8 protein-coding genes are annotated in these 11,247 nt (G+C 45.7%); 7 read left to right on the forward strand and 1 reads right to left on the reverse strand.

What is annotated here, in order from left to right; all coding sequences use genetic code 11:
• Position 1: 1 nt before the first annotated feature.
• The 3 genes from MA_RS01795 to MA_RS01805 are packed head-to-tail and all read left to right on the forward strand — an operon-like array spanning position 2 to position 2,658.
• The gene (locus MA_RS01795; RefSeq protein ID WP_048064863.1) at positions 2-967 is read left to right on the forward strand and encodes a beta-ribofuranosylaminobenzene 5'-phosphate synthase; all 966 of its coding nucleotides are present in this window, start codon (positions 2-4) and stop codon (positions 965-967) included.
• The gene (locus MA_RS01800) at positions 964-1,974 is read left to right on the forward strand and encodes an NOP5/NOP56 family protein (protein WP_011020398.1); all 1,011 of its coding nucleotides are present in this window, start codon (positions 964-966) and stop codon (positions 1,972-1,974) included. Before MA_RS01795 ends, MA_RS01800 begins: the two co-directional genes overlap by 4 nt.
• The gene (locus MA_RS01805) at positions 1,975-2,658 is read left to right on the forward strand and encodes a fibrillarin-like rRNA/tRNA 2'-O-methyltransferase (protein ID WP_011020399.1); all 684 of its coding nucleotides are present in this window, start codon (positions 1,975-1,977) and stop codon (positions 2,656-2,658) included.
• Positions 2,659-2,739: 81 nt separating this feature from the next.
• On the opposite strand, the gene MA_RS01810 is transcribed toward MA_RS01805, so the two are convergent.
• Positions 2,740-3,255, reverse strand: coding sequence for a winged helix-turn-helix domain-containing protein (locus tag MA_RS01810; RefSeq protein WP_011020400.1), 516 nt, complete (start codon positions 3,253-3,255; stop codon positions 2,740-2,742).
• A 578-nt stretch (positions 3,256-3,833) separates the two neighbouring features.
• Here MA_RS01810 and MA_RS01815 point away from each other — a divergent pair.
• The 4 genes from MA_RS01815 to MA_RS01830 all read left to right on the forward strand — a co-directional run bounded on the left by MA_RS01815 (position 3,834) and on the right by MA_RS01830 (position 11,041).
• Positions 3,834-4,523: a DUF2162 domain-containing protein gene (locus MA_RS01815; RefSeq protein WP_011020401.1), complete on the forward strand. Its 690-nt coding sequence runs from the start codon at positions 3,834-3,836 to the stop codon at positions 4,521-4,523.
• Positions 4,520-5,149, forward strand: coding sequence for a MotA/TolQ/ExbB proton channel family protein (locus MA_RS01820; protein ID WP_011020402.1), 630 nt, complete (start codon positions 4,520-4,522; stop codon positions 5,147-5,149). The genes MA_RS01815 and MA_RS01820 overlap by 4 nt, the downstream gene beginning before the upstream one ends.
• A 25-nt stretch (positions 5,150-5,174) precedes the next feature.
• Positions 5,175-5,570 (forward strand): DUF2149 domain-containing protein, encoded by a 396-nt coding sequence (locus tag MA_RS01825; protein WP_011020403.1) that lies wholly within the window; start codon positions 5,175-5,177, stop codon positions 5,568-5,570.
• A gap of 269 nt (positions 5,571-5,839) precedes the next feature.
• Positions 5,840-11,041 carry a cobaltochelatase subunit CobN gene (locus tag MA_RS01830; protein ID WP_011020404.1) on the forward strand — a complete coding sequence of 1,734 codons (5,202 nt, stop codon included), beginning with the start codon at positions 5,840-5,842 and terminating at the stop codon, positions 11,039-11,041.
• The last annotated feature ends 206 nt before the right edge of the window (positions 11,042-11,247 follow it).

Consider the following 11,247-nt stretch of genomic DNA (forward strand, 5'->3'; position numbering starts at 1 on the left):
CATGATTAATGTAGTGTCTCCGTCCAGACTGCATCTTACCCTTATCGACCTCAATGCAGAGATCGGCAGGGTCGATGGAGGTGTAGGGATCACTCTCGAGTCACCCGGCCTGGAAATTTCGGCAACTGAAGCGGATGCTGTCGAAGTTGTGGGAGATTCTCTTCTCGCAGGCAGGATGCTAAAAGCAGCAAAAGCTGTACTCCCGGCAGGGAAAGGCATCAGGATTCATATCAAAAGGGACCTCTCCGACCATGTTGGGCTTGGCTCCGGAACCCAGGCCGCACTCTCGGCAGCAGCAGCCGTAAATGAGATTTACGGGCTTGGGCAAAGTGTCCGGGAACTCGCAGTTGCCGTGGGTCGAGGCGGAACCTCCGGAATAGGAGTTGCTGCTTTTGAAAATGGAGGTTTTATCCTGGATGGCGGGCACAGGTTCAGGGATAAAGGGGCATTTTCTCCATCGGCAGCCAGCCATATGCCTCCAGGTCCTGTGCTTTTTAGAAGGGACTTCCCCGACTGGCATATCGTCCTTGCAATTCCCGACACCAAGGGCGCCCATGATGTCGAAGAAGTCGATATCTTCAAAAAAGTCTGTCCCGTTCCTTTAAGGGAAGTCCAGGAAGTATCTCATGTGATTCTCATGCAGATGCTCCCTGCGATAATCGAAGAGGACCTGGAAAGTTTCGGCAAGGCAATCAACCATGTCCAGACTGTGGGCTTTAAAAAGCGGGAAGTAGAACTTCAGCCCGAACCCGTGCTCAAGGCAATGAAATATATGCAGGACAACGGGGCCAGCGGTTCAGGGGTTAGTTCTTTCGGGCCTGTCGTCTACGGGATTGTAGGGAGCCAGAGCGAAGGCAAAAAGCTCCAGAAGGAAGTCCAGCATATGCTTGACGAATCCCTTGGCGGAGAAGTAATGCTTACAAAGGCAAAGAACCGGGGTGCGGACATCTTCGGAGGCTCCGGTTGAAAATCAACACTTGGTTTGGAAGCCTTGAGGTCGGCAGTGGCGGAGAAATCCTTGCCTTCGATCTTTTCCCCAAAGGCATAAGGGAGCTTGCGCTCCGTTCCCTCTCATTAAGGAGCAGCAGGGAGAATCTCCCGCCCGAAGGTTTTGACCTGAAAGCTGCAGCCCTTGAGTGCGGGTTTGTAGCTTCCCTTTCGGAATATTATTCCCTTTTACATGAAGTCACGCTGGAAGCCGCAAAACTCCAGGTTTCAGAAGCTATTACCCCTGACCAGCGCATAGTTCAGGCAGTAGAAGCCCTGGATGACATCAATGAAACCACCAATTCCCTTTCGGAAAGGCTTTTTGAGTGGTACGGGGGATATTTCCCCGAAAGCGGGCTTGTCGGAGAGGCTCTAGCACTTTTTATCGTCAAATATGGCTCCCGGGAAAATGTTCCTCCTGATGACCCTCTTTACTTAAAAGCCAGGGACTCCATGGGAGCAAAACTTGAAACTGCAGATGAGGCGCTTCTTAAGGGTTTTGCAGAAAGCGTATGCAGTCTCTATTCCCGGCGCAAGCAGCTCGAAGCTTACATCGAGAGCAGTATGGAAGCCCTTGCCCCCAACTTGACTACTATTGCGGGCCCCATGCTCGGGGCAAGGCTCATAAGCATTGCAGGCAGCCTTGAAAAACTTGCTGCTTTTCCTTCAAGTACCATTCAGGTAATTGGGGCAAATAAAGCTCTCTTCAAACACCTGCGTGCCCGGGCCCCTTCCCCTAAACACGGGGTGATCTACAGCCATCCCTTTATCAATACCTCTCCCTGGTGGGTGAGGGGGAAAGTTGCAAGAGCCCTTGCAGCAAAAATTTCCCTTGCTGCAAGAATTGACTTTTATTCTGCAACAAAAGACCTTTCCCTTATGGGGGAACTGGAAGAAAAAGTCCGGAAGATCAGGGCTGCAAACCCGAAACCTCCCCAGAAGCGGCAGGAGGGCAGGGGAAAACCAAAGAAGAAGAGGAGGAAGTAAATGCCCGACATAAAGCTGCTTTCCGAAGGGATTTTCGAGATTATGAAGGATAAAAGGCAGCTTGCTACCCTGAACCTTGACCCCGGAAAAGTGGTCTACGGAGAAAAGCTGATCTCTGTTGAAGGGGCCGAGTACAGGACATGGGACCCTCGCAGGAGCAAGCTCGGAGCCATGGTGCTCAAAAAATTCAATATTCCTCTGAGTAAGGATTCAAAGGTCCTCTATCTGGGGGCGGCTTCCGGGACAACAGTCAGCCATGTCTCCGATATCGCCTCCGAAGGGGCAGTCTACTCCGTTGAATTTGCCTCAAGAAGCATGCGCGACTTCATAAGGCTTGCTTCAAGACGCAAAAACATTTTCCCTATTCTTGCTGATGCGGGAAAACCGGATAGTTACGCTCATATTGTTGAACCTGTAGACCTCATCTTTCAGGACGTTGCCCAGCCTAACCAGGCAGAAATCGCTGCAAGAAATGCGGCACGCTTTTTGAATAAAAACGGCTATCTCCTGCTTTCGATCAAGGCTCGCAGCATCGACACTGCGGCAAGTCCGAAGGAAATCTTCAAGGAAGAAGTAAAAAAGCTTGAGCAGGCGTTTGAACCCGGATTCGAAATCCTTACTGCCAGAGACCTTATGCCCTACCACGAAGACCACCTTGGAGTCCTGGCAAAGTTAAAGGAATGAATCTCTAAAGGGGATGAATCTCTAAAGGGAGTGAAGCTCCAGAGAAATATTCTGTTAAAAACAGCTCTAGAAGGGGCTGCTTTATCTTTTAATATTTACAAACAGCCTTTTTTTTGTGACCGGAATTAGCTTTTTCCATTCAACGATGGCATCTTCGTAAAACTCGTATTCGTCTACAGTTTTATCCGATAATTTGCCATCCACCTCATATATATAAAAGCCCTCTTCTCCGTCCGTAGAGACGACTTTTATCCTGTCTCCCATTTTCTTTACCTCTACAGCGGCTACACTTTTCAGGGCTTCAAGTAAACTCGTTCCCTCCTCCACCTCAAGCTTCCTGTTTTCTGCAAAACGGTCCAGAAAAGAATAGACATTATTCAACTTTATGCCTATCATATGAGTATTTCCGAACTTTTTCCTCTCTATGAGTTTGGCTTTTTCCAGCACTTTCACATGTTTTGCAGCAACGGGCACGGAGATCCCTATTTCTCTTGCAAGCCCTGAGATGTGCTTATCCCCTTCACTCAGGCTTTCAAGAATAGAAAGACGTGTGTCACTTGAGATTGCTTTGAAGAGATTTTCTCCGCCACCATTCATACTTTTATCCCTCTAGTACCTACTACCATGATGATCCTCTATTTTAGCTCAAATACTTATAATTATTGCCTTACTTAATACAAGTAATATATGCTCTTCACTTTTATACTTTTCTTTTTTTCCCTATGTTTTAACAAATTTACTTTATTGATCTTTCTATTGATATCTTTTTTTTTTAGATATTTTATCAAATTTACTTTCTTTACTTTTTTCATTCTTTCTATTCAATCCCTCATTTTGACAAGTTTACTTTCATTTTTTCACATTCTCCCCTTCATTTATTGAAAATTTTCATGAGTTCACAGAGTGAATGATTGCATAATTTTTGTTAAATTCCGATTTTCATTTGCTATCAGTACCATACAATCCGATTTTTTAAAATTATTTTATATTAATACCTCTCCCGGAGATTTTTATTTCTCTGCCAATATTTTTCTCTTTCATTGGGGGCGACAACCGGGGATTTATACTTTTTTCTGAAAAACATAATCAATAGCCATTGTTACCTTAAAAGATAACATTCATTACCCAAAAACCAGTTTTTATTTAATCCTACTATAGATGCTCAGAAGGTACTTATGGACTCTTCGACATTGACTGTTATCGGTATTTTGATAGGTATTCTTATCTTCGGGATTAAAACTGGATTAGGTTGTGGATTTTCAAATATCACTACGCGAGAGATTCTTACAATTGGCGGCAGTTATTTTTTTCTAGCTCTTTTATTCGGAAGTGTTGCTGACCACCTGAGCTTTGATGCTTTTGAGCGTCTTTCTGCAATGGGTATGGGAATCCATGTTCTTGTCTCCCTGCTCCTTATAGGGGCTGGCATCTATACCCAGAAAAAATGGAATTCCGGAAAAGATGTTTCCAGACATACTTTCCTGGCCATATCAATGCCCTGTCCGGTCTGCCTGGGGGCTCTTGCAGTCTCCTGTATGCTCCTCTCACAAAGCCTCAGCTATTCCGGGATAAAAATAGGGTTCCTTGTGGGAATTGCTTTTTTTATTGCAGTAGTAGCTTCTTCTTTTCTTTTCAGGTTCGGGAAGGTCCGGTGTGGAAAGACCCCCGAAACTATGGGAAGCGCCATGATGCTTCTCGGAATTTATTATCTTCTGGGAGCTCTGCTAATCCCAGCCTATATGAAATCAAAACAGATGAACATGGCTCCTATGCAAACCGGAGAATCAGGCCTTTTTCCCCTTCTGGCTTTCGGGATAATAATCCTTGCAGGTTTTTTCCTTGACCGTGTGAGGTCTAACCAATGAGCAATATGGATCTGTTGTTCCGGACCATATACGTATTTTCATCGGCTTTACTGTATCCGGTAATGATACTTTTGACTCTACTGGTCTTTGTTTCACTTATTCAGTTAGGAGAATTCCTTTCCGAATATTCAAAAAGAACCAGGGACCGGAACAGCCTGGAAGTTAGTTGCAAAAAAATCAGGCAAAGTCTTCATATTTCGGCTTTTTCGGAAGCATCGAAGGCTCTCCTGAATATAAAACAAAATTACATGGTCACGACCTTTGCAAAAGAGTCTGCACAATACCTTGAAGATCAGAATTTCCCTGCGATCGGGAAGCTCTCCGAAGAATATGAGATAAGAATGGCAAAGCGCCTTGAGCACACGAAAATCATCTCAACTGTTGCTCCCATGCTCGGGCTTATGGGGACCCTTATCCCTCTCGGGCCTGCTCTAATAGGGCTTTCACAGGGAGACCTCGAAACCCTGGCACAGAATCTGATGATCGCTTTTGCGACTACTGTTGTAGGGCTCTTTTCTGCCGGAATAGCCTATGTGCTTACCCAGGTCAGGAGGCGCTGGTACTGGGAGGACATGTCGGATATCGATTACATCCTGGATATCATCGAGGAAAAGAACGGAAATTGACCGCTTTTTAATAAGGAGGAATATCATGCGAAAATCCAGACGATACAGGCGGACCGGGCTTTTAAACGACCCTGAAGAGCAAAACCCCATGACTGGGGTTGCCAACCTCTTTGACGTTGCAATGGTCTTTTCCGTGGCTCTGCTCGTAGCTCTTGTGATGTCTTACCACCTCCCCGAACTTCTGAGCTCGAATGAGGACATTACAATTGTAAAAAACCCTGGAGCTGAGGACATGAAGATAATCATCAAGGATCAGGGAAAACCTATAGAAGTCCTTAACATGACCGAAAACATCGGGGGAGGCACAGGCGAAGCTCTGGGAACGGCTTATAAGCTGGCTGACGGCAGAGTGATTTACGTGCCTGAAGATTCGGAGGGGAATGAGACCTCCACTTCAAGTGGTACATCCACTTCAGATTAATTTTTTTCAACAATTTACACAAGTTTAATTGTTTTATCTAAAATTTTCTTTAGTCACTCCCTTTAGTTACTCCCTTTAGTTACTCCCTTTAGTTACTCCCTTTAGTTACTCCCTTTAGTTACTCCCTTTAGTTACTCCCTTTATTCCAGCCCTTTATTCCAGCCCTTTATTCCAGCCCTTTAGTTCCACCCGCAAATTATAAATCATCAAAACCCTAGCTGCCATCCTTTTTTTGAAGATCGGATGGTGGTGTTTCGTGAGCTGTATTTATGTTTAGAAAGAAAGGCGAACCTGGAAGAAAACTCTTTTATGTGCTGATCCTGTTTTTATTATTTTCAGCACCTGTATCGGCAGAAGATAATAAGATCAATATAACCTATATTTCACTTTCACAAAGCGATGCGCTGGAGCTTGCCAGTCAGACCAACACATACAGCGGCTCCATAGGATACACTTGGATCTCTGCATATAATTCCAGTACTTATGGGGCAAGTGACGAATTGCTTGCAGCAGGTGAGAGCGGATTTTTCGAGACTCAGGATGTAGTTCTCTGTGATATGTTCTGGGAGCCCGTATATACACCAATGGAGGAAAGTTTCAAAGCAGCTTCTGACAACGGAACTGTATTCCTGGCTATTCGCTCCTCAGATACACCTTCTTATTTTGTTTATGATACAAACGGTTCTATTGATGACCCCATCTGTAATTACTACAATAACATGGGCACCAAAGGAGACGGACTCGAGAATGCGGAAAACCTGCTAATCTACCTTGCAACAGAATACGGAGGACTCTCGGAAACCGGTACTGATTCGCAAAATACTGATAATAACTCCGGCAACGAGTCTTTGGTGAATACTACTTCTCCCACTGCTTCTCTCCCCACTACCAACGCTACTGATTCTAGCAGCACGAATATGAACATAGGCAATAAATTTCTGTTTATTCTGGGCACGGAATTCAACGACCCTGCCCTGAGCAATGCTGCATTAAATCCCGATATTTCATCGGAACTGGATATAACTATTTTCACAAAGAATGATTCGGTTCCTGAAGGGTTTGATTTCTCCGGATATTCGGTGATCTTTATCGAGTCTCAGGAAGAATCGGTATTTGAAGGCTGGGAGACAGGCATAGCTTCTGCCAAAGCAAACGGTTCCATGGTCATAGGCTACGACCTCTCGTCCAATTTCACCCTCTCCAATGTTGACCTGTATTCTGAAAACTACACCGATATCGAAAGGTACTGGGTGCAGGGCGGCGAAACAAACATGGAAAACATGCTCAAAGAAATGGGGCAGAAGTTTTCAGGTTCATGGACAAACGAAACCTTCACACCGGAGATAGTGCAGGCAAAGACGAATATGACTTACATCATCAACTCTGACGTTGAAATATCTTTCATGGAGGATGTCCTTGCCGAAAGACAGGTGATAACGGACAGGTTCAATGTCAAAGTTATGACAGGCACGGAAGCCATAAACAATGATATTGACGTATCAAACGATGATGTAATAATACTCTACATGGTGGGAGCTAACGAACTTCCTGAACTGAAGGATAAACTTCTTGAAGCTCAGGCCAACGGTGCACAGATAGGGATGTTCGGAATGCTGGCGGATGTGTACGGGATAGCAACGTTCGACATGGAAGCATCGCCGTATGATGTGTTGAAAGAATATCGCGTAAATAGCGGGTATGAGAATATGGAGAACTGGATCAGGTGTACCGGTGCGGTGCTTGAGGATGTTTATATACAGTACGCTCCTGCACAGGCACCTGATGTTCCGAAGAACGGTATATATCATCCGGATGCATTCCCAAGGATATTTGAGAACTGTACGGAATACCTTGGATGGTATGCTGAGCATGGGTATGACCCATCTGCCATCACAATAGGTATTATCAGTAACGATTTTGGACAGACCAATATCTCTTTCACAGCTGAGGATGCACTCATCCGGGAACTCAAGTCAAGAGGATGCAATGTCATTCACACGACAGATGATGTTTGCGCCGGAAATCTGGATATTTTTACCAGGGACGGAGAAGTACTGGTTGATGCGATCATTTCAATGAAAGGTTTTTACCTCAACTATGACGACCATGAGAAAGCAGTAGAATACCTGCAGGAAACGTACAATGTCCCTGTATTAAAAGCCGTTACTGATTATTATCAATCTCCTGAAGAATACCTTGCAAATACACAGGGACTCAGTTCCACTTCTATTCCTTCCCAGGTCACACAACCGGAAATAGACGGACTGACCGATTATATATGGATAGCAGGAAGGACTCAAAACGACGAAGGAACGTATTACTATGAACCTCTCACGTACCAGGTTGAATGGATATGCGACAGGGCTATTTCCTGGGCAGAACTTGGAAAAATGGATAACGATGCCAAGAAAATCAGCATCATCTACTACAACCATGAAGGCGGTAAAAACAACATCGGAGCCAGCTACCTTGATATCGGTTCAAGCTTCACCCTCCTGTTAGATGATATGCAGGCGGCCGGGTATGACCTTGGAAACAATAGCATTCCAAATGGAAGCGAATTCATTGACCTTTTCATAACGAGCAGAAATGTGGGGACATGGGCACCCGGAGAACTTGAAGAAGTCGTAGAGTCAGGCTACGTAACCCTGTTCCCTGTAGAGGAATACCTTGAATGGTACAGCACTCTGCCTGAAAGCGTCCGCGCAGAAGTCGAGGAAACATGGGGAGAAGCCCCTGGCGATGTCATGACCTATGAGAACGGGAGCGGAAAGTACTTTGTAATACCTACGATACAGCTTGGCAATATCAATTTCATACCCCAGCCGACAAGATCAAAACTTTCCGATGAATCGCTCACATACCATAACTCATCGATACCTCCGACACACCAGTACCTTGCGACGTATTTCTGGATAAACAATGTATACGATGCCGATGCCATTATCCATTTCGGTACCCACGGTACGCAGGAATGGTTGCCGGGCAATGAAGTAGGATTGTGGAGATACGACTACCCGTCCCTCATGGTGGCTGAAACACCGGTTGTATATCCCTATATCATGGATAATGTAGGTGAAGGGACACAGGCAAAGCGCCGCGGTAACGCAGTTATAATCGACCACCTGACCCCACCTATCGTTGAAGCCGGCCTCTACGGAGACCTTGCCACAATGCATGAGAAAATCCATAATTATGAGGATTCGAAGGTTGACAACGAAACCGAAATGATGGCACTGTACCGCAACAGTACGATACAACTCTATGACAATCTCAGCCTCGGAGAAGATCTCGGGGTTTCAACTGATGAATTGTCTGCCATGACAGATTCCGAATTTGGGAACTTCCTTGACAGTGTGCTGCATGATTACCTGCACGAACTGCAGTCGGAACTCATGCCTTACGGTCTCCATGTATTCGGTGTTGCACCGGAAGACGAAAAACTTGTCTGTATGGTCAAATCCATGCTGGGTGATGATTTCACAGCCCATATCTATGCCGTGTTACCCGGGGACAGCGGAGATGACGAAGAGCGGGAAAATAAAGCGGATTCGGACGCCTTTTTACTTCTGAACGCTACTTTGCTCAATGGGACAAACGTGTCAACTGCCCAGCTTGAGATACTTAACCTTACGAATGAAAGCATAACAGCAGACCTTGAACTGGCAACCGTGTATGCCAATAACCTTTCTCTGGCAACCCGTGAAATTGACCAGACCTTGAGAGCGCTAAATGCGGAATACATCGAACCCGGAACCGGTAACGACCCGATACGTAATCCTGATGCTTTGCCCACAGGAAAGAACTTCTACAGCTTTGACCAGAGGACTATCCCGGATGAAGAGACCGAAGCCATGGGGCGTGCAGTTATCAACACGTGGCTTGACTCGTATTATGCAGAAAACGGCACCTATCCCACCAAAGTGGCCTTTGTCCTCTGGTCCGTTGAAACCATGCGCCATGAAGGACTGATGGAAGCACAGATTTACGAACTCCTTGGTGTGAATCTTAAAAGGACCAGCGGAAGGATAACAGGGTTTGAAGTTATTCCTGAGGAAGAGATGACGCACCCGAGAATTGATGTGTTGCTTGTGCCGTCGGGACTTTACCGTGACACTTTCCCGTACCAGCTTGAACTGATGGACAATGCGGTTCGCATGGTTGCCGACCTCAACGAGACGAATGAGACGAATTACGTCAGGATGAATTCGCTCATGATAGAAAGCGCAATGCTGGAAAGCGGGTACAATGAGAGTGTTGCACATTATATCTCAAGGTCCAGGATCTTCAGTGAAGCCGAAGGCACTTACGGTACCGGTGTGACAGAAGCCGTAGAGGCAAGTGATACATGGGAAAACACATCCGAGATTGCTGACCTGTTCATTTCCAGGATGTCAAATGTTTACGGAGCGGATGTATGGGGAGACAATTATGAGGATGTATTCAAGCTCAACCTGATGGAAGTAGATACAGCTATCCACAGTGATACGTCTAACCTCTACGGTCTCATGGACAACGATGACTACTACCAGTATCTCGGCGGTCTCGGGCTTGCCGTAAAAACGCTGAGTGGTGTGGGTCCTTCAATGTTTGTTGCAGACTTCACAAGTGTGGACAACCCTGAGATAATCACCCTTGGAGAGGCCTTCAGTAAAGAGCTGACAGCCAGATACCTCAATCCGAACTGGCTTAACGGGATGATGGAGTATGATTATGCCGGGGCCAGGGAAATGATGAAGGCTGTTGAGTATATGTGGGGCTGGGAGGCAACTACCCCTGACCTGGTAACGGATTCGGACTGGGACAAAATATATGAGACAATGATACTTGACTCGCAGAATGTCGGTGTGGACGAATTCCTTAAGGAAAATGCATACCAGTACCAGTCCATAACAGCGAGGATGATCGAAACCATAAGGAAAGATTCCTGGGATGCTTCGGATGAAGTGCTGCAGAATCTGGTAGCCGAATACGTAGAATCTGTGGCTGAAAATGGGGTTACCTGCTGTCACCATACCTGTGGAAATTCCCTGCTTGACGACTATGTCCAGGGTATAATGTCCATTCCGGGGGTTGTTGATGAGGAAACAGCAGAAAAATATAAGGAACTGATGGAGGAAGCTACGCAAGCTTCTCAGTCTCCCAGTGAGAGCAGTAGCAGCAGTAGCAAAGGTCACCAGACAAGTGTTGCCGAAAAGCTCAACCAGACTTCTACAAGCAGTGCAGAAACTGCCAGCAATCAGACTGTTCAGGACTCAGACGCAGGATATGGTGTTGATTCTCCAGAGCTCGCTCCGGATGCCCGACAGGTTGCAGATTCCAATTACGTGGAGGGCTATGAGATGCAGAAAGAATCGGTTGAATCAGAAAGTAGTGGCATGTCTTTTTCGGGTGCAGACATTTTAGGGACCCTTTTTGTGCTGGTAGCAGCCGGTGGAATTTATCTGGGGTTCCGGAAAAAGAAGTTTTAAATTCCTGTGTGAAATACGGCGCAATATAACCGCCGTATTTTTTTCTTTTTGTCTGTTCCGAATCCATATTTTTTAGTTCGGTTTAATTGCAAACTTCTGGAATTAAATATCTGATGAGCCAGGAGTTCTAGTTATTTGGCATGAAAGTACTTTATCTTTCATTTTTTGTGCCTGTTATTCAGAGAATTTCATGTTCGTTTTATCAG

This window comes from Methanosarcina acetivorans C2A, assembly GCF_000007345.1.
In the GTDB taxonomy this organism is placed as follows: Archaea; Halobacteriota; Methanosarcinia; order Methanosarcinales; family Methanosarcinaceae; genus Methanosarcina; species Methanosarcina acetivorans.

Coding starts and splice junctions, on each gene's coding strand:
- MA_RS01795 (WP_048064863.1), top strand. CDS start 2: ATGATTAATGTAGTGTCTCCGTCCAGACTGCATCTTACCCTTATCGAC.
- MA_RS01805 (WP_011020399.1), top strand. CDS start 1,975: ATGCCCGACATAAAGCTGCTTTCCGAAGGGATTTTCGAGATTATGAAG.
- MA_RS01810 (WP_011020400.1), bottom strand. CDS start 3,255: ATGAATGGTGGCGGAGAAAATCTCTTCAAAGCAATCTCAAGTGACACA.
- MA_RS01815 (WP_011020401.1), top strand. CDS start 3,834: ATGGACTCTTCGACATTGACTGTTATCGGTATTTTGATAGGTATTCTT.
- MA_RS01820 (WP_011020402.1), top strand. CDS start 4,520: ATGAGCAATATGGATCTGTTGTTCCGGACCATATACGTATTTTCATCG.
- MA_RS01825 (WP_011020403.1), top strand. CDS start 5,175: ATGCGAAAATCCAGACGATACAGGCGGACCGGGCTTTTAAACGACCCT.
- MA_RS01830 (WP_011020404.1), top strand. CDS start 5,840: ATGTTTAGAAAGAAAGGCGAACCTGGAAGAAAACTCTTTTATGTGCTG.